21 protein-coding genes and 3 pseudogenes are annotated in these 25,767 nt (G+C 63.0%); 19 read left to right on the forward strand and 5 right to left on the reverse strand.

The annotated features are described in order from the left end of the window. Window positions 1–109: 109 nt before the first annotated feature. From J8I35_RS23190 to J8I35_RS23240, 11 genes are all read left to right on the forward strand, one after another. Complete coding sequence (locus J8I35_RS23190; protein ID WP_209927060.1) at window positions 110–283, forward strand: hypothetical protein; 174 nt, start codon at window positions 110–112, stop codon at window positions 281–283. Between the two features lie 91 nt (window positions 284–374). Further along, window positions 375–1,082 (forward strand): YfiR family protein, encoded by a 708-nt coding sequence (locus J8I35_RS23195; protein ID WP_089489623.1) that lies wholly within the window; start codon window positions 375–377, stop codon window positions 1,080–1,082. After that, on the forward strand, window positions 1,079–2,347 hold the full coding sequence (locus tag J8I35_RS23200; RefSeq protein WP_050012341.1) for a diguanylate cyclase: 1,269 nt from the start codon (window positions 1,079–1,081) through the stop codon (window positions 2,345–2,347). Before J8I35_RS23195 ends, J8I35_RS23200 begins: the two co-directional genes overlap by 4 nt. Before the next feature lie 86 nt (window positions 2,348–2,433). Continuing rightward, window positions 2,434–2,943, forward strand: a complete 510-nt coding sequence (locus J8I35_RS23205) for an OmpA family protein (RefSeq protein WP_124555562.1) — start codon at window positions 2,434–2,436, stop codon at window positions 2,941–2,943. Window positions 2,944–3,286: 343 nt separating this feature from the next. Continuing rightward, complete coding sequence (tssF, locus tag J8I35_RS23210) at window positions 3,287–5,101, forward strand: type VI secretion system baseplate subunit TssF (RefSeq protein WP_245170381.1); 1,815 nt, start codon at window positions 3,287–3,289, stop codon at window positions 5,099–5,101. 133 nt (window positions 5,102–5,234) lie between these two features. After that, window positions 5,235–7,355 carry a type VI secretion system tip protein TssI/VgrG gene (gene tssI / locus J8I35_RS23215; RefSeq protein WP_209927071.1) on the forward strand — a complete coding sequence of 707 codons (2,121 nt, stop codon included), beginning with the start codon at window positions 5,235–5,237 and terminating at the stop codon, window positions 7,353–7,355. 21 nt (window positions 7,356–7,376) lie between these two features. Continuing rightward, window positions 7,377–7,799 carry a DcrB-related protein gene (locus tag J8I35_RS23220; RefSeq protein ID WP_089489619.1) on the forward strand — a complete coding sequence of 141 codons (423 nt, stop codon included), beginning with the start codon at window positions 7,377–7,379 and terminating at the stop codon, window positions 7,797–7,799. Between the two features lie 7 nt (window positions 7,800–7,806). Further along, window positions 7,807–12,282 (forward strand): DUF6531 domain-containing protein, encoded by a 4,476-nt coding sequence (locus J8I35_RS23225; RefSeq protein ID WP_209927077.1) that lies wholly within the window; start codon window positions 7,807–7,809, stop codon window positions 12,280–12,282. Between the two features lie 71 nt (window positions 12,283–12,353). Continuing rightward, window positions 12,354–12,779: an SMI1/KNR4 family protein gene (locus J8I35_RS23230; RefSeq protein WP_348522277.1), complete on the forward strand. Its 426-nt coding sequence runs from the start codon at window positions 12,354–12,356 to the stop codon at window positions 12,777–12,779. A 174-nt stretch (window positions 12,780–12,953) separates the two neighbouring features. Continuing rightward, window positions 12,954–13,100 (forward strand): hypothetical protein, encoded by a 147-nt coding sequence (locus J8I35_RS23235; protein ID WP_209927086.1) that lies wholly within the window; start codon window positions 12,954–12,956, stop codon window positions 13,098–13,100. Window positions 13,101–13,527: 427 nt separating this feature from the next. Further along, window positions 13,528–13,905 (forward strand): immunity 22 family protein, encoded by a 378-nt coding sequence (locus J8I35_RS23240; RefSeq protein ID WP_209927093.1) that lies wholly within the window; start codon window positions 13,528–13,530, stop codon window positions 13,903–13,905. A 53-nt stretch (window positions 13,906–13,958) separates the two neighbouring features. On the opposite strand, the pseudogene J8I35_RS23245 reads toward J8I35_RS23240, so the two are convergent. After that, window positions 13,959–14,121: pseudogene (locus tag J8I35_RS23245) on the reverse strand (IS5/IS1182 family transposase); the annotation flags it as partial. Between the two features lie 106 nt (window positions 14,122–14,227). On the opposite strand from J8I35_RS23245, the pseudogene J8I35_RS23250 reads away from it, so the two are divergent. Then, a pseudogene (locus tag J8I35_RS23250) lies at window positions 14,228–15,314 on the forward strand (IS3 family transposase). Between the two features lie 54 nt (window positions 15,315–15,368). On the opposite strand, the pseudogene J8I35_RS34670 reads toward J8I35_RS23250, so the two are convergent. Further along, window positions 15,369–15,479, reverse strand: a pseudogene (locus J8I35_RS34670) (IS5/IS1182 family transposase); the annotation flags it as partial. Between the two features lie 133 nt (window positions 15,480–15,612). Between J8I35_RS34670 and J8I35_RS23255 the strand changes: the two are divergent. The 7 genes from J8I35_RS23255 (at window position 15,613) to J8I35_RS23285 (ending at window position 23,222) form a co-directional block, all read left to right on the forward strand. After that, window positions 15,613–15,984 carry a hypothetical protein gene (locus tag J8I35_RS23255; protein WP_209927095.1) on the forward strand — a complete coding sequence of 124 codons (372 nt, stop codon included), beginning with the start codon at window positions 15,613–15,615 and terminating at the stop codon, window positions 15,982–15,984. Between the two features lie 500 nt (window positions 15,985–16,484). After that, window positions 16,485–16,706, forward strand: a complete 222-nt coding sequence (locus J8I35_RS23260; protein ID WP_209927097.1) for a hypothetical protein — start codon at window positions 16,485–16,487, stop codon at window positions 16,704–16,706. A gap of 1,534 nt (window positions 16,707–18,240) precedes the next feature. Then, window positions 18,241–19,359, forward strand: coding sequence for a branched-chain amino acid ABC transporter substrate-binding protein (locus tag J8I35_RS23265; protein ID WP_050012348.1), 1,119 nt, complete (start codon window positions 18,241–18,243; stop codon window positions 19,357–19,359). A gap of 182 nt (window positions 19,360–19,541) precedes the next feature. Further along, window positions 19,542–20,468 (forward strand): high-affinity branched-chain amino acid ABC transporter permease LivH, encoded by a 927-nt coding sequence (gene livH, locus J8I35_RS23270; RefSeq protein WP_006749488.1) that lies wholly within the window; start codon window positions 19,542–19,544, stop codon window positions 20,466–20,468. Between the two features lie 11 nt (window positions 20,469–20,479). After that, window positions 20,480–21,751, forward strand: coding sequence for a high-affinity branched-chain amino acid ABC transporter permease LivM (locus J8I35_RS23275; RefSeq protein WP_209927103.1), 1,272 nt, complete (start codon window positions 20,480–20,482; stop codon window positions 21,749–21,751). Then, a complete protein-coding gene (gene livG, locus J8I35_RS23280) occupies window positions 21,748–22,521 on the forward strand; it encodes a high-affinity branched-chain amino acid ABC transporter ATP-binding protein LivG (protein ID WP_089489613.1) in 774 nt (257 codons plus the stop codon). Before J8I35_RS23275 ends, livG begins: the two co-directional genes overlap by 4 nt. Continuing rightward, window positions 22,521–23,222, forward strand: a complete 702-nt coding sequence (locus tag J8I35_RS23285) for an ABC transporter ATP-binding protein (protein WP_006484776.1) — start codon at window positions 22,521–22,523, stop codon at window positions 23,220–23,222. Before livG ends, J8I35_RS23285 begins: the two co-directional genes overlap by 1 nt. A gap of 149 nt (window positions 23,223–23,371) precedes the next feature. Here J8I35_RS23285 and J8I35_RS23290 read toward each other — a convergent pair whose 3' ends face one another. The 3 genes from J8I35_RS23290 to J8I35_RS23300 form a co-directional block, all read right to left on the reverse strand. After that, the gene (locus J8I35_RS23290) at window positions 23,372–23,779 is read right to left on the reverse strand and encodes a DUF2000 domain-containing protein (RefSeq protein ID WP_124594966.1); all 408 of its coding nucleotides are present in this window, start codon (window positions 23,777–23,779) and stop codon (window positions 23,372–23,374) included. Between the two features lie 44 nt (window positions 23,780–23,823). Further along, window positions 23,824–24,681 (reverse strand): AraC family transcriptional regulator, encoded by an 858-nt coding sequence (locus tag J8I35_RS23295; RefSeq protein WP_209927106.1) that lies wholly within the window; start codon window positions 24,679–24,681, stop codon window positions 23,824–23,826. 73 nt (window positions 24,682–24,754) lie between these two features. Continuing rightward, window positions 24,755–25,672 (reverse strand): AraC family transcriptional regulator, encoded by a 918-nt coding sequence (locus tag J8I35_RS23300; RefSeq protein ID WP_124555575.1) that lies wholly within the window; start codon window positions 25,670–25,672, stop codon window positions 24,755–24,757. Between the last annotated feature and the right edge of the window lie 95 nt (window positions 25,673–25,767).

Raw genomic sequence — 25,767 nt, forward strand, 5'->3', positions numbered from 1 at the left:
CGCGGTACGGTGTGCGCGCCCGGGTTGGGAATCGTTCGAACCGCAAGCATACTCGCGCCGGCGTGGGGGGCCAAGAGGGGGCACGCGGTCGATACGTGGCGGCTGGCCCGTGCGCGACGATCAATCCGCCGATCAATTCGCCGACGCCGACGCCGACGCCGAGATCGAATCGACATCGGTCGACGCGTCCGTCCGTCTCATCGGGCAGCCACACGGAATCCGCCTGCTTTCCGATGCTTTCGCGGGTGTTTCCCACTGCTTGGTCATCCGAATTTTTACCTAAGATGGAAGGAATCGTGCGCGTGATACGGTGCCTGCACGCGCATGGCAGGCAGGAGGCAGGGCCGGGAACGACTGCGGCAGATGTTTCCATCATGGATGCAAGTGTGTGCGCGGCGGCTGCGAGTCTCGCAGTCGCATCGACGCCAGCGTGCGCGGCGGCCATCGCCGCGCGAAAGGCGTCCGGCCGGCGGGGCCGAGTCGCCACGGTCCGCCAGGCGTTTGCCGCAATCGTTTGCGTTCTGAGCGCCGTACCGGTCGTCGCCGGCGCGCCTGCCGTGATGGACGAGCACCCGATCGATGCGGTGCAAGTTGCCGCCACCACCACGCCGGCCAGCCCAACGGGTCCCGCCTTTTCGTCACACGACTCCGCCGTGCGTCAGGTGGTGCTCGGCATCATCAGCTTCACGCGCTGGCCGACGACGCCCGTCCGTCTGCATCTGTGCGTGACCGGCAGGCCCGACTACGCGGGCGGCCTGACCGACACGCTGCAGGCCGGCTCGACCGTGCTCGACGTGCAGCGCGTCCGCTTCGACGACCCCGCGCTCGGTGTCGCGTGCGACGTCGTCTATCTCGGCGCCCTCGGCAACGACGAGCGCGCACGGGTCAGGGCCGTGTTGTCCGGCCGCCCGGTGCTGACCATTGCCGAACACGATATGTCCTGCACCGCGGGCGCGATGTTCTGCGTCACGGTCGAAGGTGAACGCGTCACCTTCGACATCAATCTCGATGCCGTCGCGCGCAGCGGCGTGCGCGTGCATCCGAACGTCCTCAACCTTGCACGACGGCCGGTGGCGCCATGACACGATCCGCGCCCCCCGTTCCCGCTTCGCGCCCGCCGCGCCCGACGCTGCAAAGCGTGCTGCGCCGCGCGCATCTGCGCCTCGCGTTCGTCGCCGTGACGATGGCCGCCGTGTCGTTGATCGTCGTCGCCGTGATCGCGTTGCGCGCGTATGCCGGCAACAACCTGAATCTGCTGGCGCGCTCGCTCGGTTATACGGTCGAGGCGGCGCTCGTGTTCGGCGATCGCGTCGCGGCGAACGAGGCGATCGGGATGATCGCCGGCGACGAGGACGTCGCGCAGGTGGTCGTCACCGACAGCAAGGGACAACTGTTCGCGACGTGGCAGTTGCCGGCCGGAAACGGGGTCGCCCGGCTCGAGCGCGCCGTCGCCGACGTGGCGCTGCCCGGGCCGGTCACCGCGCCGGTGATGCATGACGGCATCATCGTCGGCCACGTCGTCGTGCGCGGGCGCGGGCATCAGTTCTTCGGCTTCCTGCTCGGCGGCGTCGGCGGCATTCTCGGCTGCCTCGCCGTCAGCGTGTTCGGCGCGTATGTGAGCTCGAAGCGCCTGCTGCGCAACATCGTTTCGCCGTTGCGCGCGCTGGCGGGCGTCGCGCACGCGGTGCGGCGCGAGCGGGCGTTCGCGCGGCGCGTCGAGCCGACGGCGATCGCCGAACTGAATCAGCTCGGCGACGACTTCAACGCGTTGCTCGACGAATTCGAAGACTGGCAGAACACGCTGCGCGACGAGAACGCGTCGCTCGAGCACAAGGCGACGCACGATGCGCTCACCGGGTTGCCCAACCGCATGCAGTTCGAATCGCGCCTGGCGCTTGCGCTGTGCGATGCCACGTTGACGGGTCATCGGGTCGCGGTGCTCTATCTCGACTGCGACCGCTTCAAGGAGATCAACGATTGTCTCGGCCACGACGCCGGGGACGCGGTGCTGATCGGCATCGCATCGCGGTTGCGCACGCGGGTGCGCGAGACCGATCTCGTCGCGCGCCTGGGCGGCGACGAATTTGCGGTGATGCTGGCGGCGGTGCCCGAGGCGGGCAGCGTGTGCCGGATCGCCGACGAGATTTTGTCCGGCATGGCGCCGTCGATCGAGCTGTCCGACGGCCGCGTGGTGGCCACCATGATGAGTGCCGGCGTTGCGCTGTATCCCGATCACGCGTCGGACGCGAGCGGCCTGCTGCGCGCGGCGGATATCGCGATGTACCGCGCCAAGCGCGCGCGGCCGGGATCGTGGCAGTTGGCGGAGAGCGTGGCAGGGCCGGTGTGATGTCGATCGACTCGCGCCGCGGACGAGGCCGCGGCGGCGGTTAAAAGAAGCGCTCGCGGAGCGGGCGCGATGGAAGGGGATGCGAAATGAACCACTCGTTTCCTGTGAGCATGAGGCGGACGTGCGTCGGGAGTGCGCTGCTGCTGGGCATGCTGCTGGGGGGCTGCCAGACGCCGCCGCTTCATCGCGGGCTGACGCAGACGCAGGTCACGGCGCTGAAGTCGGCCGGGTTCCAGGAGACTGGGCAGGGGTTCGAGTTCGGCTCGACCGGGCCGATCCTGTTCGATTTCGACCGGTACAACCTCAAGCCGGATGTCCGGCGGATCGTCGAACGGATCGGGCGGACGTTGCAGTCGGCGGGGATCAACGGGGTGCGGGTGTACGGGTATTCGGATAACGAGGGGACGGAGAAGTACGACGTCGAGCTGTCGAGGCGGCGGGCTGAAGTCGTGGCTGTCGAGTTGGTCGACGCGGGACTCGATGCGAAGCGGATCGCGATCGTCGGGAAAGGGAAGCGCGATCCGGTAGGGGATAACAAGACGCCGGGCGGGCGGGCGCAGAATCGGCGAGCGGCGATCGTGGTTTCGCCGCGGTGACGCGATGCATGGCGCGTGGCCGCCGCGTCGACGAGCATGCTGTGCTGTCTGTTTTAACGGTTCGCCACCATTGGCGAGAAAATGTCCGAGTGACAGTTTGCAAGCGGCGAGCCTTGATGTTCGTCGAAAGCAGGATGGCCATCGACCGAATTCGTCGCCGCCAACATGGTGGCCGTTCAATTCATTGGAAATAAAAAGCGACCTATCCGAATAAGATCGTTCCGCTTTCATGAATGCTGCATCGTCGTAGGCGAATGCAGCGACGGACGGAACGAGTATGGCCATCGAACCCAAGGATCTGCTGCCGCACTTCGAACGCGAGATGACGCTGCTGCGCCATTCGATGCAGACGTTTGCTCAGCGCTTTCCCAAAATAGCCGCTCGGCTGGCGATCACCGGCGAGCATTCGGACGATCCGCACGTCGAACGCCTGTTGCAGTCGTTCGCGTTGATGGCGGCGTGTCACGACATTCGTCTCGAAGATGACGTGCCTGCGTTCACGGGCAGTTTTCTCGATACGCTCGACGGCGCTTTTCTGCGCCCGTTTCCATCGTGCGCGATTGCGCAATTCCATGGCGACGGCAGCAGCGAACTGACTGCGCCGCGCGTCGTTCGTCGCGGCGAGCGGCTGATCGCACCGGTCGGCAAGGAAGTATTCCGCATCGCGGACGATGTCGAGATCGTGCCGCTGACGGTATCGTCGGTGCGCTACACGACCTCGTCGATCGCGCCGCGCGACGTCGCGTTGCCCCCGGAAACGACCGGTTTGCTGACCTTCACGTTCGAACTCACGACGCCGAAGGCGACGTTCGCCATCGTGCCGGACACATTGCGCATGCATTTCACCGGTGCGCGGGAAATCGTCGCGGCGCTCGCCGATGCCGTGTTGCTTCTTGCCGGCCGAAGCTTCGTCGAAGCAGGCGATGCAACGCGCTGGAAGCGTCTGCCGGACGCGACGTTCACGGCCGTCGGCTTCGATCCCGCCGATGCGTTGCTGGACGTGCGGCCCGACGATGCGCTCTGGCCGCTCCACTTGCTGATGACGTATTGCGCGGTGCCAGAGCGTTTCGACTTTGTCGACCTGGACATGCGGGCGATCAAGCGAATCGCCAGCGTCAACCGTCGCGTCGCGCTCCACCTCGCGATCGCGGGCGTGCATCCGGATTCGCATCGCGCGCAACGCCTGGCCGCCGCCACCGCCGACCACGTCCGGCTGTTTTGTGCGCCGGTCATCAACCTGTTTCCGGACGACGCCCAGCCGATCGAGACGCGCGCCGGCTGCGCCCATTACGCGGTGAAGGCGCTTGCGCAGGCCGGCGCGTCGCGCACGGCTATCTGGTCGATCGACACCGTTCGCCATGTTTCCGACTCGGGCGCGTCGATGCTGGCGCCGTTCCGGTCGCTGCAACATGGCGCGGGCATGCGTCCCGGATTGTTCTGGATGATGTTGCGCGACGAGGCACGGCGGGCGCCTAAGGAGCCTGTCGATTCCCGGTCCAAGGAGACGGAGGCGACTCCGCCGCCAGTCCCGGCAGACACTGCCGAGTCGCGCCGCGGCGTCGAACTGGAACTGGTCGACCAGGACGGACGACCTGCCGATCCCGGTCATCGCAAGCTGGAGATACGGCTGTCCTGCACGCAGGGCGATCTGTCCGGGATGCGGGGGCGCGAGCTGGCGTTGCCCAGCGGCGACCCGGTGGGAACGATTTCGCTGCTGAACCGGCCGACACGGAGCCAGCCGCCCGCTTTCCGTTACGGGGAGCTGTGGGATCTGCTGTCGCTCCTCGTGCCGCAGGCGATCCGGCTGGACAAGGGCGGCCTGACCCAGCTCAGGCGGCTTTGCGCACGCTGGGCGGAGGACTCCGTCGACGCCGGCCGGCGCTTCGATGCGCTCGTGTCGCTGTCGACGGCGCGCGTGCGGTGCTGGCTGCCCGGCAAGCCGGCATCGGCTTTCGTGCACGGGCTGGAGGTGCGGCTGGTCGTCGACGAGCAGCGTTTCGCCGCGTTCAGCCTGAGCGGATTCGCGCAGGTGATGGACCGGTTTTTCGCACCATACGTGCCGGTCACGAGCTTCGTGCAGGTCGTGCTGTTTTCGGCCGCTACCGGCGTGCTGCTTCGGCGTGGGACGCCGCGTCCGGGTACCCAGCCGCTGGTTTAGTTTCCCGCTTTTCAGGGCTCGAACGAAAACGTTTGCGGACGTCTTTCAAGCGCCCGGGTTTTACCCTACATTATCGAAGCCGCGGACCGGCGAGCCGGCCGATGGAACCTGAGATCACACGCAAGGAACAAGAATGAGTTTCGCTCCGAACGGGGGTATTCCCAGTGGATTGGGCGGCAGTGCGCTCGGCTCGTTGAGCGCGCTCGGGGGCCTCGCCGGCCCGGTGGCGTCGAGTGTGGCCGGCAGCCTCGGGCCGCTCGCGGGGCTGGCCGGGCACGTCGACACCGTCCAGCGCGCGCTGCAACTCGCGCAGACCGGCTTCTCGCTGATGGAGAAGACGCCCGGCGCCATCGCCGAAGCGATCAACGGCGCCGCGAACCCCGCGCGCCTGACGCAGCTCAACCGTTACGTCACGCTCGATACGCCGCTCGGCCCCGATGTGCTGCTGGTCAGCGCGGCCGTCGTCGACGAGCACGTGAACCGCTTGCCGGAAATCCATCTCGACCTGCTGTCGCATCGCCACGACCTGAGGCCCGAGGACCTGATCGGCCAGCAGGTCAAGATCCGCTTCGACCAGCAGGCGCGCCTGTCGACGCTCGAACGCGTCGTGGCGTCGGGCGCCGGCGACAACGACCGCTATTTCGACGGCTACGTCGCGTCGTTCGACCGCGCCGGCAACCCCGGAAACGTCACGCAATATCACTTGACGGCCGTGCCGTGGTTCTGGTTCCTCACGCGCTCGACCGACTGCCGGATCTTCCAGAACAAGACCGCGCAGGACATCCTCACCGAGATCTTCCAGGAACACGGGTTTTCCGATTTCACGTTCGACATCCGGACGAGCCAGAAGCCGCTCGAGTACGTCGTGATGTACCAGGAGAGCTACTACAACTTCTGCGCGCGGCTGATGGAGCAGGAGGGGCTCGTGTGGACGCATCGCTACGAGAAGGACAAGCACTTTCTCGTGATCGGCGACACGAACCTGCTGTTCCGCCCGATCGACGGGCTCGCCACCGTGCCGTTCGCCGCGACCGAGGCGAGCGAGGACAGCGGCATCGACCAGTTGCACGAGGGCCGGCGCTTCGGCGTCGGCAAGGTCACGTTCCGCGACTTCAATCACCAGAATCCGTCGTCGCCGCTGATGCTGGTGGAGGCCGGGCCGCAGAACCTCAAGCATGCGCGGCTCGATGCGACCGAGCGGTTCGAGCACCAGTCGCTGTACGACCACGGCGACGACGGCAACCGCTACGCCCGTTTCGCGATGGAGGCCGAGGAGGCGCAAGCCCATCGCTATACCGGCGGCGGCTACGCGTGGCGCATGACCACGGCCGGCGCCGTGGCCGTCGCGAATCACCCCGTCCTCGAAAACAACCAGGAATACGTGATCCTGCACGTGCGTCACGAGGCCGTGAACGACTACACGCAGCACAGCGCGAAGCTGCCGTACCGCAACAGCTTCGCGCTGCTGCCGAAGAAGGTTCCGTACCGTGCGCCGCGCGCGACGCCGAAGCCGGTGATTCACGGCACGCAGTCGGCGATCGTCGTCGGGCCGAAGGGCGAGGAAATCTATACGAACGGCAGCGCGGTGAAAGTGCATTTCCCGTGGGACCGGCGCGGCAAGAAGGACGGCTCCGATTCGATGTGGGTGCGCGTGTCGCAACCGTGGGCGGGCGACGGCTGGGGCGCGGCCGCGATTCCGCGGATCAAGCAGGAAGTGCTGGTGGCGTTCAATCAGGGCGATCCGGATAACCCGGTGATCGTCGGCCGCGTGTTCAACGGCGAGCAGGGCAACCCGTATCACGGCGCGGCCGGCCAGACGATGGGGATCAAGAGCCAGACGCACAAGGGCGCGGGGTCGAACGAGTTGCTGATGAGCGACGTCAATGGTGCACAGATGCTTTACATGCATGCACAGAAGGACATGCATACCGTTGTCGAGGACGCGCAGTGGACTCAAGTTCTCAAAGGCGACCGGACCGTCGAGGTCGGCAAGGGCAACCATACGACGGCTATCGCGGTTGGCAACCTGTCGGACGTTGTCGTGCAGGGCAATACGCTGCATCAGACTCCGCAGGGCGTGCACACCCTGGAAGCCAAGGAACTCTGGATCAAGATCGGCGGCGATGGCGGTACGCGGATTCACATGACTGCCGACTCGATCGACATCTATAAGGGCGATTCGGTGATCCACCTGGATGACAGCAACATCAACATCCAGGCTGCTCGGACCGACATCAACCCGAAGAACGGCTAATCCCAATAAGGATAACAAAGCATGTACCAGATGCAGGAAGGCACGTTGGCGCTGCCCGTGGAGTGGCAGGATAAAACGATGAACGTATTTGTGTCGGCAGCGACAGGCACGGAAGGCGTGAGCTTCGTGATTACGCGCGAGCGCCTGCCGTGGGGCATGAAGTTCGCCGAATATGTGACAAGCGAAATCCGGAAGGTGGCGAAGCAGGTTCCAGATTACGCCGAGGTGGCAAATGAGGACGCCACGGTATCCGGGCGTGCTGCGCACGTGCATGAGTTTACTTGGGCGAACAACCAGGCGCCCATTCACCAGCGGCTGACGATGGTGGAATACGGGCAGGTCGTGCTGATGCTCACCTTCACCGCGCCCGGTACGCTGAGTGACACACAGCGCGACCAAATCCGGGCGGTGATTCAAAGCCTTCAGTTGCGCGATCCGATCTGAGGCGGCAATGTCGGACACGCCGAATTACAACGAGCCGAGCGGCAGCGCACAGGAACGTCTCGATCAAATCGCCAGGCTGGAGGACGGTGAGGCCGCGAAAGCGGCCGAGCAGCCGTTTTACGAGCACCTCAACTATGGGATGCTCGGCGCCGATGCGGGCCTGACCGCCATCGAGGGGACGGCCGCCGGGCTGGGTGCCGCCGGTACGGCGCTGGCAGGTGGTGCGACCGGCGGGGCGGCACTGGGTGCGGGCGCGGTTGCAGCGGGCACCGTCATGCTTCCGCTGGCGATTGCAGTCGGTGGCGCTTGGGCGCTCGATAAGGTCGGCGTGACCGGCTGGCTGTCAAAGGAGTTCACGCAGGTTGGCGATGCCCTGGGCCTCACAATTGGCCGAGGCGATCCGCACCCCGCATGCATTGGCGATCGGATTGCGCACTCGTCGGGTTTTATGGGGATTCTCGCCGGCATTGCCGTGGGGGTCGCGATTGGCGTGGCAGTGGCGGCGACCGTGGCAACAGGTGGACTCGCCGGCGCGCTGATCGTCGGGGCATGCATGGCGGGCGGCCTGACGCTGGGTAGTGCGCTCGCGTCAGCCAGCCAAAGTATGGGAACCAACTGTGGCGAGATCGTCACCGGTTCGAGCAATGTGTATTTTGAAGGTAAGAAAGTGGCGCGCGTCACGGACCTGGTGAAATGCGATCACCATTCCGGCGCGCCGCAGGCACTCGTCGACGGCAGCAAAACCGTGTTCGTCAACGGCCTGCCGCTGGTGCGGATCGGCCACGAGACCCACTGTAGCGGCAAGGTCAATTCGGGGCGCAACAGCATCTGGATCGACAAGACGACCGGGAATTATGGCCCGAAGAACCCGGAGTTGTCGGCGACTCAGGAGTTCCTGGCGGGTTTGCTCGGGGGGCTCGTAGGCGGTGGGGCGGGAAAGTTTGCCGGCAAGGGGCTGCGCGAGAAATTCAGACCTGAGCCCACCCGATCTGCGGAACAAAGGGGTATCAAGGACGAGAATCGACCGAAGTGCAAGGATCCGGTTGATCCGGTATCCGGAGAAATGCTGGAGATCCGTACCGATCTTGCCATTCCCGGAGTCCTGCCCCTCGAGTTCAAACGACGCTATCGGACTCGATCGGACGATCACGGATTGCTCGGTCACCGCTGGTCGGACAACTGGTCGCAGCAATTGACGTTCGATGGTGGCCGCTTCGTGAGATTCCACGACGGCGCTGGCCTTGCGATCGGCTTTGACGCGCCGGATATGGCGCTCAACGGCATCAACTTGCGCGAGCCGCGTTATCGGCTGGTCGGAAGCCGGCTCGATCCGCGCATCTTCGATCGCGATACGCGACAACTGCGTATTTTCACGCCGCTCGTTGACGGGCGCTCGTCTCGCCTCGAACGGATCGAGGACCTCGACGGCAACGCGATCGTTCTTTCCTACGATAGTGCTGGTCGTTTGAGTGGCATGGTCCATAGCGGTGGCTATCGGCTCGAGATTGCTTATCCCGGGCGCGACCGTCGGCTGCAACGGATCGTTCTCCATGATGCGGACGGTGGTTCCAGAACGCTTGTGGACTACGACTACCAGCATGGCATGCTTACCCACGTGGCGAGCTTCCAGTTTGGCCAATTCTATTACGCGTACGACGAACACGGCTGGATGACCCAATGGCGGGATACAGACCAGACCGATGTTCGATATCGGTACGACACCGCTGGTCGTGTAGTCGAGACAGGTACACGGCAGGGCTATCACACGGGCCGATTCATCTACGAAGCCGGCTGCACACGCGTGATTGACGTCGACGGCGAATGGACCTACGCCTATAACGACGAAGGTCTTGTAACGGCCGAAACCGATCCGCTCGGTCATTGCACTTACTCCGAATGGGAGCTTGGTCGTTTGATGGCCCGGACTGATCCGCTTGGCCGACGGACGGACTATCGATACGACGAGCGCGGCCAACTGACTTCGGTCGTCGAAAGCTCGGGGAGAACGGTTGACTTCGACTATGACGACGAGCAGCGCCTAACCGGGGCGCGCTTGCCGACCGGCGGCACGATCAAGCTCGAGTACGACCATCTGTATCGGTTGATTGCACGTACCGAGCCGGACGGCAACAAAACGACCTATCGCTATGGGCCCCGTGGCGAATTGCTGCGAGTGGTTCAAGGTGATCACGAGACGCGCCTGGACTACGATGCCCGGTTGCGGCTGACTGACATCGAGTTGCCAACGGGTGCACGCTTTCGTCGCAAGATAGACGTGCTGGGCCGGCTGCTGGAGGAAACGTCGCCCGACGGGCATGTGACGCGTTACGACTATGCTGACGGCCCGGCAAATCCGCGCGGTCTGCTGAGCGCGGTTACGCGCCCTGATGGCTCCGTGTCGCAGACGCGATACAACAGTGAGGGCCTCCCAGTCGAATGGATCGATCCGCTAGGACGTACGATCCAGCGAACCTACGGTCCATTCGATCTGCTTACGGCGTCGATCGACGCGGCCGGACATGCAACGCGTTTTGAGTACGACCATGCGACCCGGCTGACGAAGGTTATCAATGCGCTGGGAGAGACTTACACGTACCGCTACGACGCGGCCGGGCGTCTCGCGGCCGAAATTGACTGGGGAGGCCGCGCGACCGAATACGAGCGCGATGCCGTTGGTCGCCTGCTGACGAAGACACTGCCCGACGGTGGCCAGTGGCGCTATACATACGATGCATCCGACCGGCTCATCGAGATCGATGCCGGCGACGTGAAGCTTGCCTACCGCTACGATACGAGCGGACGATTGGCATCGGCGGAGGTCCAGGGTGAGCACGCTCATGTGACGCGCTTTGCCTACGACAGGAATGGCCGCTTGATCGGCGAAGATCAGCATGGCGAACTGTTGCGGCACGTCTACGACGCTGATGGACAACGCCGTCTGCGGATGACACCTAGGCGCGAGACCGCCTATGCGTACGATGTATCCGGGGCTTTGACGCAAGTCGGGGAACTGACGATCCGGCGTGATGCGTTAGGGCGCGAGATCGGCCGTGAAGCGGGAGATTTTGTCGCGCAGCAACAGTACGATGCGCTCGGCCGTATACGCCGGCAGATTGCGGGGCCTGCCGTAGCCTTCGATGCCTTGCAAGCCGATCCGGCCCGTGCGCTCGCGCAATTGACGCGGCAGGTCTATCACTACGACGCAGCCGGGCAACTGGAGCGAGTCGACACGGGCGCGGATACGCTCACCTACCAGCGCGATGAGCGCGGCCAGATCATCTGCGCAGAAAGTCTGCTGCAGCCGAGCGAGCACTTCCGCTACGACGCTGTGATGAACATTGCCGCGCACGGGCAACGGGCGCCCGTGGATGCCCACCACTATCGCCGCGGAGGTCTGCCGGAACAGGTTGGCTACGCACGCTATCAATACGATGCACGTGGCCGCACGATCGAGAAGACGGTCGAACAGCCGGGGTTCAGGCCGAAAACGTGGCAATACACGTGGGACGGGCTCAATCGGCTCGTGAGGGTCGTTACGCCCGAGCGCGGTGTTTGGGCGTATCGCTACGACGCTTTCAATCGCCGGATCGAGAAGCAGCAAGTCGGCGGCCGCGAAACGGTGAAGTTCCTGTGGGACGGTCCGATGCTTGCCGAACGCTGGATCGAGCAGCGAGACGGTACGACGGGCCAAGTCGTGACATGGCATATTGAGCCAAGCAGTTTCTTGCCGCTTGCGCAGGAGACCGACAGCGGCATCTATCCGATTCTGACAGACCAGGTCGGTTTGCCAAAGGCGGTCTTCGACGAACATGGCACGCCTGTTTGGAAGGGGGCGTATTCGCTGTGGGGGAAACTGTTGCCGGCCAGACGAGCAGCGAATGACGCGCAAGGCGCAGCAATTTCAATCGACACGACTTTGCGTTTTCCCGGTCAATGGGACGACGCGGAGACGGGACTGTGCTACAACCTGAATCGATACTACGATCCAGATACAGGACAGTATCTTAGTTTCGATCCGATTGGACTTGAAGGTGGTTTTAGAACACAGGGCTATGTGCACGCGCCAGATGCGTGGGTTGACCCCCTGGGATTGAGCGGTTGCGAGGACGTTAAAGAGTATGACGTTGTTCCATATCGACCGAGCAATTCACCTTTAGAAAACCACCACGGAGTACTTGATGTATGGATGGCAAAGAATGTTCCGGACTATGGTGGGAAGTATCCAACTAATTCGCCAACAATTGCTTTGTCTGTTGAGTCGCATGCTGCGACAAAGGCCGCTTACCGAGATTGGCTAACTATAAAAACGGGGCGTCCAGTTGGCGGAAAAGTTGATTGGGAGGCCGTGAGCAATCGAGAAATGCAGGCGCTATCCGAGAAAATGTTTGATGCAGCAAATGTTCCACAGGCGAGTAGGGATGCCTACTATAGGGCATTGAATCAGTATTTATACACGGGTGAGTTTGATCCAGTGAAATTCTAGGGGCGGATATGAGGTCGATTAAAGAGATTGTGGAGATTATTAGATCCGATGGTAGATGTCAGGTGTTGCCGGTGAGCGGGAAGTTGCCGCCGCTACCGCATGCTGACATGGCATATCCGAATGATATGGTGGAATTCTACGATCTTTGCGGTGGCGTAATTTTGTTTAGATCCGGAAAAGAAAATATATCGTTCAAAATATTGTCGGCTAGCGAAGTGTTGCAAACTAATATGATTATTGTGGGCGACCCTTGTGAGGATGACATTTCTTTTTCATGGTATGCGATATGTAAAACGGATAATGGCGACTACATATCTATCGATACATCAAAGGAAAGGGGTGGAAGGTGCTACGATAGCAATTTCGAAATTCATGGCGTAGTTGGAAGTTGTCCGATAATAGCGTTAAGCTTTTCTGAACTGCTTGATGAGCTATATAAAAGTTCTGGTGTGGATATCTTTTGGAAAGGTAAGGATTATGGTGATGCTTATGCGTGATTTTTTCAGAAAGGTCGAAACGACGGTGGCGTGCAACGTCTAGTGGGTGACCAGCGCAGCGAGCATTTGTCGGAAATTTCGAAAATATGATATGGGTCAATGCGACGGCACATCATTTGTAATGGCCAAAGCGGATGTTGATCAACTGTTCAAGTCGGTAAATGGAGATATCAGGTGTATCACTACAACGCCGCCGGACAACTGGAGCGGGTCGATAGCGACGCTGACACGCTTACGTATCGGCGCGACGTGCGCGCCGGATCGTTTCGGCCGAAAGTCCGCTACAGCCGGCCGAGCACTTTCGTTGCGACGCGGCAATGAACATTGCCGCGCACGGGGCGCCAGGCATCCCGTGGATGCTTACCATTATTACTGAGGCGGCCTGCCGAAACGGATCGGCCGTGCGCGCTATCGGTACGGTGCACGTGACCACACGATCGAGAAGACGGTCGAACAGCACGAGTGGTTGCCAGTAAGTCGTGCCCCTACCTTTAAGCGTTGGGGGCTCACAGCAGAAGATATCTGGGGAAATCGAACGCCGACGAAATCTACTGGTGGTATCAATCCTGACTGGATGCACGGAAAGAAAGGATCAGGGACAGCGCACGGTGAAATCATCGATATTGTCGATTCATCCATGGACTATGCAACGTACTTACGGCGTTTGCAGAACTGGGGAAATTATCGGCTCACTAATGGCGTCGACGATCTGCCCGTGGGTCGTCGGCCGCCGACGGAGTAAGGAAGAATGGAAAAAGCTAATAAAGTATCAGTCTGGGTCGGGAAGTTCACTGACGACGATGATCTTACGGACTACATCGAGAACGCCTACGATGAGAATGGTGACTCTTTCAATCAGTTTCGAGACGATACCGGAATTGATTGGTTTGACGATGGCTTCCGCGAGGCGGACATGCTGCAACCGGATCTAAGCCTCCGAGAGAATCTTGTGGGATTTTCTTGGCTCGATAGTTTTGCCGACGTGCTGATTCTTCAGCTCGAAGCTATGCGCAGTGCTGACGATAATGGTCTGATCCTACTTTATAACTTCCAGTACGAGAACGCAGAAAGCGTCCGTCCTGCCTCCCGCGTGCGCTTCGTCGGGACGTTTGATTTTCAGACGTAGGCTTGGTGGTGTAGTTCGAAACGAGGAGATCGAAGTACACAGGGCTTACGAACTCAAGGATACGCCCCATGTTGGAATACGCTCATGCGGATAGCGACCTCGGTCGCTTGTGATTCGGTTCGACGTGCCCATAGCCGTACCGGTGAGCGTCTTCAGGCGATACATCGCGTTCTCCGCGAGCGAGCGCCGATGGTGGCCGTAACCTTTCTTCCACTTGTGATCGCCGTCTCGGACGATCCGCATCGGCCGTATCGTTCGGTAATCCCCCCGCAGAACCGGCGGGATCAGAAGTAGAATTTTCTCGTTGAGGGAGTTCTACAGAATGAAGAAGTCGAGATTCACGGACAGCCAGATCATGGATGCGCTCAAGCGCGTGGAGGCGGGGCTGGCGGTACCGGACCTGTGCCGGGAACTGGGCATCAGCACGGCGACGTTCTACAAATGGCGCTCGAAATATGGTGGCATGGATGTGTCGCTGATCGCACGGATGAAGGAACTGGAGGCTGAGAATGCCCGGCTGCGCAAGATGTACGTCGAGGAGAAGATCAAGGCAGAGATCGTCGCGGAGGCACTCGCAAAAAAGGGCTGAGGCCATCTCGCCGGCGCGAGATGGCCAAGCATGCGGTGTCCAGTCGAGGCGTGTCGATCCGGCTGGCATGTGAGGCGTTCGGGAACAGCCAGACTTGCTATCGGTACGCCAACGTGCGCGATGCCGAGAACGACGAGATTGCGAACTGGCTGCTGCGTCTGACCGACAACCACCGGAACTGGGGCTTCGGGTTGTGCTTCCTGTACCTGCGCAACGTGAAGAGCTTCGGCTGGAATCACAAGCGGGTGTACCGGATCTATCGCGAGCTGGAGTTGAACCTGCGGATCAAGCCGCGCAAGCGGCTGGTCAGAAGGTACCTGAGCCGCTGGCGGTACCGTCTGCCGTCAACCAGGTCTGGTCGATGGACTTCATGCACGACCAACTGGCCGATGGGCGCAGCATCCGGCTGTTCAACGTGATCGACGACTTCAACCGCGAAGCGCTCGGAATTGAGATCGACTTCTCCTTGCCGTCGGAGCGGGTGATCCGTGCGCTACGGCAGATCATCGGTTGGCGTGGCAGGCCGAAAGCGATTCGGTGTGACAACGGCCCCGAGTACCTAAGTGCAGCGATCACCGAATGGGCCCGGCAGTACGACATCAAGCTCGACTACATCCAGCCGGGGAAGCCTCAGCAGAATGCGTATGTCGAGCGATTCAACCGGACCGTGCGATACGAATGGCTGTCGCAGTACCACTGGGAAGACTTGGACCATGTGCAGCGCTTCGCGACCGACTGGATGTGGACTTACAATCACGACCGCCCGAACATGGCCCTGGGCGGATTTACGCCGAAGCAGCGGCTGGCCATGGCCGCTTAGTTTCTACTTCTGAACCCCGTGGAAAACGGGGGGATTACCGTTCTACCACATCATACCCGGCGTATTGAGGGAGCAACGAGCGGCACCATCGCGCGGTGGGATCGAAGGGGCCACGCCGTGTGCGGCAATGGTGGCATGACGCGGTTTAGTGCCGTAGACCCCGTCGCTTCGAGTTCGACGCGTATGGTCGGCGGATCTGGAAGCTCAATGGCAGTTATCCCCGGTCCGGACGTTGTGGGAATCTATACTGACGGTAGCGCCGCTGTAGTGCCACCGGCACAAGAACAGGGATTATGGAATGCCAAATGAGATTTTGAATAGTATCGATTCGGAGATATCCAAGCCGGGATTTTTCGATTTTTTTATTGGCCTGGATTTCGATGACCTACTTGACAAAAGGAACGCCGCATCATTCGACGATCTCTGGATGCAGGCGTTTAACGAGGTCGATGGACTCGACCTCGTAGCCGAAGACAAGAAATTCTTGGATTTTATTAGAGAGAAGGCATTCAAGCTCTCGTTTCGAGCCTCGGGAAATTCCGACATCGCGGGAAGAGTTTCAGACGACGTCGAACTGATCGCAAAGAGCATGTTGGCCGGGAAACCGGATAGTTGGCCAGTTAAGGCTTTGTGGAGCGGCTATAAAAAAGGGGGATTCCCTGCTGAATGAGGGCGATGGATAGGCCCACGCTCAGCACAAGTGGGATCCACAAGCGCGCACTCAAAGACCTTGCATTGGCTACACAAGTATCGAGCCCAGCGCACATCGTCGAGACCGAACTCGTAGAACTGTTTCAAATCGTCCCGCTCGGATCAATCGTGTTCCGAATAGATGGCGCAGGCGTCGACTTGCTCGCCATTACCGTCAACACGCGCAATAACCAGAAAGGTGACCAAGCCGCATACCTATACCCAATGGCTAACGTACGCTCAAATGCGTGCCAATGATGGTTTAATGAGCAATGTCCAACTGATGATGATCGTGTTGCCTGCAGTGCGCGCGAACGGAAGTGCCACACGCGCTGATCCTCTACCGAAGCATCGTTTCCACCGATTCACCAACAAAGGAGGAATCCAAACCATAAAAACGCCGCGGTAAACGAGCGCGGGCCGCAAGTGCTACCAACACTCACGACCCGCTAACCACAGTCAACTAAGAGAGAGTTGCCCATGGCTAAGCCGAATCATAAAGCACGACCACCGAAGACGGAACGTTTCGTCACGATCCAGGAAATGTGGGGTACCCCGAAGACCATGGATCCGAGGCCGGAGACGTTTTATCCGTACATGAAGATCGGTGGAATGTGGCTGAACAACGATGCGTGTTTTGTTCCGGGCCGCCAGGCGCGGATCGACATTGAGCCGGGCAGGCTGATCATCACGCAGCTGTAAGCGCAACGCCGCGGGATGCGGCCGCGCTGCGCGACGTCGCGCAGCGCGCCGGACAGGGTAGAGCAGCCGTAAGTGGCAGCCACCCAAGACCACGCATCACCAAGCGATATCGCAAGACGACCGCGACGTCCCCGCACCGCCGGTAGCCGTGCATTTCGTCCCTGAACCGTTGTCGTAGAACGTCCGCGTCTCCGGCTGCGGCACCGATGGATCAAATGGATTCGGTGCCCCGTGCGGACCGCGCGGCGCATCGTACGGCCGCTGCGGCGCATACGAGCCGACACTACCAGCCGGCCGAGAGCCATTCGCGCGCAGGTATTCGTTCCAGTTCTGCTCGCGCTGCTCATATCCAGGCACTGCGCGGCCAAAACTATCGCTCCCGCCCGCGCCAAGCGCGACGCGGTTCGGAGCCGAGACAAAATCGGGTTCGTGTTTAAAAGAAGGCGGCGATGCCACGAGCGCATCGCTTGTCACCCGCACCGGCCGCGTATCAGGCGTATCGAACGGGCTCCGTTCGTCAGGCGCAGCGAACTGCACCCGTCGACGGCCCACACGTGCCGCATGTCCATCATCCCGAGCAGCCGCACGCCGTTCCGAGCGAAACACATTGGCACCGGCCGACCGATCGGTCAGCGCATCGCGTCCTGAAGCATGGGAAGCAGAAACAGAAAGCGCGCAAGCGATCGCGGCGGCGGCGGAAGACAAGCGAACAGGGCAATTCATGGGCGATCCGAAGCAGGTGATGTGCATTGAACAAAACGGCAGATCACTGGCTGGCGGCTGGGCGACGAGGGGGCGTCGAAGCGGCCCTGAAGCGACTGCAAGGCGCGGCGGGCGCGACTTGCAGGGGAGGCTGGCTGGATTGCAGAAGCGAGCCCGTATTATTTCATGGAAATCTCAAAAACCTTTCAATCACACTAGCTTTGTTTGCAAACAGAAAGATTTTCCGTCTCATCGAGCGCCCCGTCCTGGTGCGCGTTCGCACAATCGTCAGTTGATTGATTTTCCCCAAGCAGCCCCTCGGTAGCCCGAAAAATACGAAACCGAGAACCGCCCCTCGCCAAACACCAAGCCCAGCAAGGAACACACCCGATCCCCCCACCGAATAGCAACCCGATTGCACCCAAAACAACCGCCCCAGCCTCCCGGAAGTTGCACCCCCATCGCCACCCACCCATCTCAAAAACCTACGTGTTTTCCCTCAATCGACAGGCATTTTTGACAGACGATTGAAAAACGCCCATATAATTTCGGCTGCCTTGCCAATGGCTGTCGGACCATCCCTCCGAACGAGCGATTTGGCAAGCGGGGCAGGCGAAACGCTTGCGCAATGCAAGACGCATCACGATGTCTTTCCGAACCAGACGTCCCCTTCGGGGACTGCAAGAGCCGGGCCCCGCTACGCAACATTCCGCTGGAGTTCCGTCTTCTATGTGTCTCGGGCGTGTCCCCTGTCCTCGCCCCGGGTGCTGTTCGATTGCGCAAGTCATGCCGCCTTTGCCCGTATGACTAAACAACATCGAGGAGCTCCCAGATGACGCTGTCCCGTCTTACGTCCATTTCCGTCGCCGCCGTGCTGTTCGCCGCCGGCGCCGCCGCCGCGCAAGCGGAAACCGTGAAGATCGCCATCGCCGGTCCGATGAGCGGCTCGGTCGCCCAATACGGCGACATGGTGAAGGCCGGCGCGCTGACCGCGATCGAACAGATCAATGCAGCCGGCGGTGCGGGCGGCAACAAGTTCGAAGTCGTGCTGATGGACGACGCGTGCGAACCGAAGCAAGCCGTCGCCGTCGCCAACAAGATCGTCAGCCAGAAGATCAAGTACGTGATCGGCCACGTGTGCTCGGGTTCGACGATTCCGGCGTCGGACATCTACGAGAACGAAGGCATCGTGATGGTCACGCCGTCGGCCACCGCGCCGCAACTGACGGAAGGCAAGAAACGCCACTTCATCTTCCGCACGATTGGCCGCGACGACCAGCAAGGCCCGGCCGCCGCGCACTACATCATCAACAACGTGAAGCCGAAGAAGGTCGCGGTCCTGCACGACAAGCAGTCGTACGGCCAGGGCATCGCGTCGTCGGTGAAGAAGGACCTCGAAGCCGCGAAGATCCCGGTCGTGCTGTTCGAAGGCGTCAACGCCGGCGATTCGGACTACTCGGCGATCATCACGAAGCTGAAGTCGCAAGGCGTCGATTTCGTCTATTTCGGCGGCTACCACCCGGAAATGGGCCTGCTGATGCGCCAGGCGCGGGAGCAGGGCGTGAAGGCGACGTTCATGGGGCCTGAAGGCGTGGGCAACAAGGACGTGACGGCGATCGCCGGCCCGGCTTCGGAAGGCATGCTCGTGACGCTGCCGGCCGACTTCTCGGCCGATCCGGCCAACGCGGCGCTCGTGAAGGCGTTCGCGGACAAGAAGCGCGACGCGAACGGCCCGTTCCAGATGCCGGCGTACGCAGCGGTGAAGATCATCGCCGACTCGATCGCGGGCGCGAAGACGACCGACCCGACGAAGGTCGCCGCGTACATGCACAAGACGACGTTCGACACGCCGATCGGCAAGGTCGCGTATGACGCACAGGGCGACCTGAAGGCGTTCAAGTTCGTCGTCTACACGTGGCACAAGGACGCGACGAAGACCGCCGCCAAGTAATACGGAGTACCCGCCCGCGCACCCGCCCTGTCCGAAACCCGGACGGGGCGGGTGCGTATTGGTCGCGCCTCTGACCCGTGCGCGCCAAAGGGCGGCCCGAGACGACACCGTGCGTTGCGCGCGGCCGACCGCCGTGATCCGGCGGCGGCACGCGACGCAATGCCAACGGGAGCTTCCCGCACATGACTGACTTCTTTCCTCAATTCGCCCAGCAGCTGGTCAACGGCCTGACGCTGGGTGCGATCTATGCGTTGATCGCCATCGGCTATTCGATGGTCTACGGCATCATCGGCATGATCAACTTCGCCCACGGCGAGATCTACATGATCGGCGCGTACGTGGGCCTCGTGACCCTCACTGCAATCGGCATCTCCGCCGGCTATCCGCTGCCGCTCGTGCTCGGCGCCGCGCTGATCGTGTCGGTGATCGTCACCGGCCTGTACGGCTTCGCGGTCGAGCGCGTCGCGTATCGTCCGCTGCGCGGCGGCCCGCGCCTCGTGCCGCTGATCTCCGCGATCGGCATGTCGATCTTCCTGCAGAACTACGTGCAGATCGGCCAGGGCGCGCGCGACGTGTCCGTGCCCGTGCTGATCTCCGGCGCGTTCGAGATCCATCTCGGCGGCGACTTCGACGTGACGATTCCGTATGCGCGCCTGTTGATCGTCTGCGTGACGCTGGTGCTGATGATCGCGCTCACGCTGTTCATCTCGCATTCGCGGATGGGCCGGGCGTGCCGCGCGTGCGCCGAGGACATGAAGATGGCGAACCTGCTCGGCATCGACACGAACCGCGTGATCTCGTTCACGTTCGTGCTCGGCGCGATGCTGGCGGCCGTCGGCGGCGTGCTGATCGGGCTGACGATCGGCAAGCTGAATCCGTATATCGGCTTCGTCGCGGGCATCAAGGCGTTCACCGCCGCGGTGCTCGGCGGGATCGGCAGCATCCCGGGCGCGATGCTCGGCGGCGTGCTGCTGGGTCTGGCCGAAACCTTCGCCGCAGGCTACATGCCGGCCGAGTACAAGGACGTGGTCGCGTTTGGCCTGCTCGTGCTGATCCTGCTCTTCCGCCCGACCGGCCTGCTCGGCAAGTCGGACATCGAAAAGGTTTGAGGGAGACGCAGATGAGTCAAGTCATTTCCGTTCGCCGCCCGGCCGCCGACGCTTCGTTTGGCCAGGCGCTGAAGAATGCCGTGGCCGCCGCGATCCTGACGGCGATCCTCACGATTCCGGTGCTCGGGCTGCAGTTGAAGCTCGAAGGCTACCAGGTCGTGCTGACGCCGCACTGGCGCCCGGTATGGATCGCGGTCGCGGCCGTGTTCCTGTTCCAGTTGTTCAAGCCGTGGCTCGTGCGCGCGAAATCGGCGGTGAAGCTGCCGGCGATGCCCGCGATGGGCGCGCGGCAGCAGCGCGCGATCATCTGGGTGCTGCTCGCCGTTGGCCTCGTGTGGCCGTTCTTCGGCTCGCGCGGCGCGGTGGACGTCGCGACGCTCGCGCTGATCTACGTGATCCTCGGCCTCGGGCTGAACATCGTGGTCGGGTTCGCGGGGCTGCTGGATCTCGGCTATGTCGGCTTCTATGCGGTCGGTGGCTATACGTACGCGATGCTGAACCAGTATTTCGGATTGTCGTTCTGGGCGTGCCTGCCGATCGCGGCGATCGCCGCGGCGACGTTCGGCTTCCTGCTCGGCTTCCCGGTGCTGCGCCTGCGCGGCGACTATCTGGCGATCGTCACGCTCGGCTTCGGCGAAATCATCCGCCTGCTCGCGAACAACCTGACGAGCCTCACCGGCGGCCCGGACGGCATCTCGAGCATTCCGAAGCCGACGGTGTTCGGCTTCGAGATGGCGCGCAGCGCGAGCGTCGAAGGCGCGAAGACCTTCCATGAACTGATCGGGCTGGAATACAGCGGCGAGCACATGGTGATCTTCCTGTACCTGATCGCGCTGGTGCTGGTCGGCTTCACGCTGTTCGTGACGAGCCGCCTGATCCGCATGCCGATGGGCCGCGCGTGGGAAGCGCTGCGCGACGACGAGATCGCATGCCGGTCGCTGGGCCTGAACCCGACGCGGATCAAGCTGTCGGCGTTCACGCTCGGCGCGGCGTTCGCGGGGATCGGCGGCGCGTTCTTCGCGGCGCGTCAGGGCCTCGTGAATCCCGAATCGTTCACCTTCATCGAATCGGCGCTGATCCTCGCGATCGTCGTGCTCGGCGGGATGGGCTCGCAGCTCGGCGTGATTCTCGCGGCGATCCTGCTGACCGTGCTGCCGGAAGTCGCGCGCGGGTTCGCCGAATACCGGATGCTGATCTTCGGTCTCGTGATGGTGTTGATGATGATGTGGCGTCCGCAGGGCCTCTTGCCCGCGAGCCGTCCCCACGTGGAGCTGCCGCAATGAGCGCGAATACGGAACTGTTGAAGGTCGCCGGGCTGCAGATGCGCTTCGGCGGGTTGCTCGCGGTGGACGGCATCGATTTCGACGTGCGCCGCGACGAGGTGTTCGCGATCATCGGGCCGAACGGCGCGGGCAAGACCACTGTGTTCAACTGCGTCGGCGGCTTCTACAAGCCGACCGGCGGCGACGTCGTGCTCGACGGTCACGCGATCGCGGGCCTGCCGAGCCATCAGATCGCGTTGAAGGGCCTGGTGCGCACGTTCCAGAACATCCGCCTGTTCAAGTCGCTGACCGTCGTCGAGAACCTGCTCGTCGCGCAGCATCGCAAGGTGAAGGCCGGGTTGCTGCACGGCCTGTTCGCGACGCCTGCGTATCGTCATGCCGAGAAGGAAGCGCTCGAACGCGCGGCCGTGTGGCTCGACCGGATGGGGCTGACGGCGGTTGCCAACCGGCCGGCCGGCACGCTGTCGTACGGGCATCAGCGGCGTCTGGAGATCGCGCGCTGCATGATCACCGAGCCGCGCCTGCTGATGCTCGACGAGCCGGCGGCCGGCCTCAACCCGCAGGAAAAGATCGAGTTGCAGCACCTGATCGACACGCTTCGCCGCGAGTTCGGCGTATCGGTGCTGCTGATCGAACACGACATGAGCCTCGTGATGGGCGTGTCCGACCGCATCCTCGTGATGGAGCACGGCCGGCCGATCGTGATCGGCACACCGGAGGCGGTCCGCAACGACCCGCGCGTGATCAAGGCGTATCTGGGGGAAGAGTGATGCTGAAGCTGGAACAGGTCCATACGCACTACGGCGCGGTCGAGGCGCTCGCGGGTGTGTCGATCGAGGTGAACAAGGGCGAGATCGTCACGCTGATCGGCAGCAACGGCGCGGGCAAGACGACGCTGATGATGACGGTATGCGGCACGCCGCGCGCGTCGTCGGGCCGCGTGCTGTTCGAGGGCAACGACATCACCGCGATGTCGACGCACCAGATCATGCGGCAGGGGATGGCGATCTCGCCGGAAGGGCGGCGCGTGTTCCCGAGCCTGACGGTGCTCGAGAACCTGAAGATGGGCGGCTTCTTCGCGAGCCGTCACGAGATCGACGACGGCATCGAGCACGTGTTCAAGCTGTTTCCGCGCCTGAAGGAGCGCGCGGCGCAGCGGGCCGGCACGATGTCGGGCGGCGAGCAGCAGATGCTGGCGATCGGCCGCGCGCTGATGAGCAAGCCGCGCTTGCTGCTGCTCGACGAGCCGACGCTCGGTCTCGCGCCGCTCGTGATCGCGCAGATCTTCGACATCATCCGGACGATCCGCGACGAAGGCGTCACGGTGTTCCTCGTCGAACAGAACGCGAACAAGGCGCTCGGCGTGGCCGATCGCGGCTACGTGCTCGAAACGGGGCGCGTGGTGCTGGCCGACACGGGCGCGAACCTGCTCGCGAACGACCGGATCAAGCAGGCGTATCTCGGCGGTTGATCGACGGGACGCCGCCGGCCTGCAACGGGCCGGCGGCGCAGCCGTCGTCTTGCAGGGAACATGTGGCCGGATTGGCTTCGTTCGCTGCAAATTCGGCTACATGGGCCCAAACGCGGATCGAACGAAAGCGGCGAGGTTGCCCGACCCGCTTACGCATGCAACGCCAGCCCTTTCACCGCCTTGTCGACGGCCTTCTTCGGCCCGTGCAACGCCAGGCCGACCAGATCGGGATTGTCCGCATCCTCGGCGCGAAACGCTTCGCGGTTGGCCGCATCGTGCCCGGTCGAGAACATCGCGCGCACGTAGGGCACGATCATTAGCTCGCGCGACAGCGCCTGCCGGTGCGCGGCCTGCAATCCGTTCAGGTCCGCCGCGAACACCATCATCGGCTGGCCGAGCATCCGGCCATAGCGGCGCCCGGCGGCATCCTCGTAAGGCTCGCCGAGTGCGTCCGGCGCACCGGCCGCGACACCCGTCGCGAGAAACGCGACCACGTTGAGTTTCTGCCACGCGGCGAGATCGTCGCGCACGATCAGCGCTACTTTGGTATCGAACATGCTTGCTCCTGGTTGGAGCGCTCATGATCGGACGTCGTGCGCGATCAGTCTGGAACGTTTGTGCAGAGTTGCCGGTATGCGGCCGGCGTGATCCGGTACGCGCGGCGGAACCAGCGGCCGAGGTGGCTCTGGTCCGCGAAACCGACGTCAGCGGCCGCCTGCGCGGGCGTGCGGCCGGCGGCCAGCAGCCTGCGCGCGGCGCGCAGCCGCAAGCGCACGAGGTACGCGTGCGGCGACGTGCCGAACGCGCGCTGGAACATCCGCGTGAGCCGGAACCGATCGATGCCGGCGACGCTCGCGAGTTCGTCGAGGCCGATGTTGCCGTCCATGTGTTCGTGCAGCAGGTCGCGCACGCGGACGATCGCGGGCGGCACGACGCCGCTTTCCAGCGCGGGCGGGCGGCCTAGCTGGCTGCCGAGCCGCATCAGCAGGCGGTCGAGCGTCTGGTCGCGCGCGAGCCGGCCTTCGTTGTCGTGGAGCGCGAAGAACGCATTCCGGATCGCGTCGACGAGGCCGCGATCGTCGACGAGCGTATGGCCGAACGTGGCTTCGACGCTGCCCAGGCCCGGCAGGTCGAGCCGGCGCGCGGCGCGCTCGACCCACGTTTGCGGCAGGTACAGCATCCCGTACGTGAAGCCGCCGGCTTCGGGCGCGTGGCCGTCGTGCATCGCGCCCGGCTCGATCAGGATCGCGCGGCCCGGCACGCTCGTATGCAGCGAACGATGGCACTGGAAGCGCTGCACGCCCTGTTCGGTGAAGCCGACGAGCATGTCGTCGTGATCGTGCGCATCGTACGCATGGCCGTTGAAATGCGCGTGCAGGCTTTCGATGCCGGTCTCCGCGTCGCGACGCGCGACGAGCCAGTGGTCGGTCGTGCCGGCGGCCTTGGCGTCTGTCGTCATCGGGGGCCTCGACCGTCGTCGCGGCGTGACGCAACGGGGTTGCAGGTGGCGGAACAGAGAGGGCGGGTGCGGTTCATGATTCGCTCACCGTCGCCTGTTCGTCGCGCGCATATTGCGCGGGCGGCCGGCCGACGTGCCGCGCGAACGCGACGCTGAAGGTGCTTGCCGAGCTGTAGCCGACGCGCGCCGCGATTTCGGCGATGCGGCCTTCGTTGCGGCGGAGCAGATCCTTCGCGAGCGCCATGCGCCACGTCAGCAGGTATTCCATCGGCGCGACGCCGACCGCGCGGCTGAAGCGTTCGAAGAACGTCGAGCGCGACAGCGCGGCTTCCTTCGCGAGTTCGACGATCGTCCACGGGTGCGCGGGGCGTTCGTGCATCCGCCGGAGCGCGGCGGCGAGGCGACTGTCGGCGAGCCCGCGCACGAGCCCGGGCGACGCGTGCGTGCCGGTCGTGAACCGCATCGCCTCGATCAGCAGCACTTCCAGCAGACGCGCCAGCACGATCTCGCGGGCCGGCCGTTGCGCGCGCGATTCGTCGCGCACCAGTTGCACGAGGGTAGTCAGCCGCGGCTCGCCGCGTACGTGCACGAAGCGCGGCAGCAGCGACACCAGCAGTGCCGCATCGGGCGAACCGAAGCTGCAGTTGCCGGCCATCATCCGCGTGTCGACCGGGTTCGCGGGGTCGCCGATCCGGTATTCGCCGGGCTCGATCATGACGGGCGGCGCGGTCTCGACACCCGGCGGCGGCGGTTCGAGGCTCGACATCGCGACGCCGTAGGCGGCCGGAATCAGCATGAAATCGCCGGCCAGCAACTCGATCGGCGCGTGCCCGTCGATCGCGATCCGGCAGCCGCCGTCGAGGACCGCGCAATAGAACGGCTCGCCGGCGACCGTGCGGTTGATCGCCCACGGGCTCGCGCCGCGCACGTACTTCGCGTACCGCGCGCCCGGTTGCAGCAGCGTCACGACTTCGGTCAGCGGGTCGATCATCGCCGGACTCTCGCAAAAGAAAAGCGGATTGTCGATTGTAGCGAATACGGCGCCGGCCCTCTATCGTACGAACACATGCTCAACACACCCGAGGA

It is taken from the genome of Burkholderia sp. CpTa8-5 (assembly GCF_017815045.1).
Lineage (GTDB): Bacteria > Pseudomonadota > Gammaproteobacteria > Burkholderiales > Burkholderiaceae > Burkholderia > Burkholderia sola.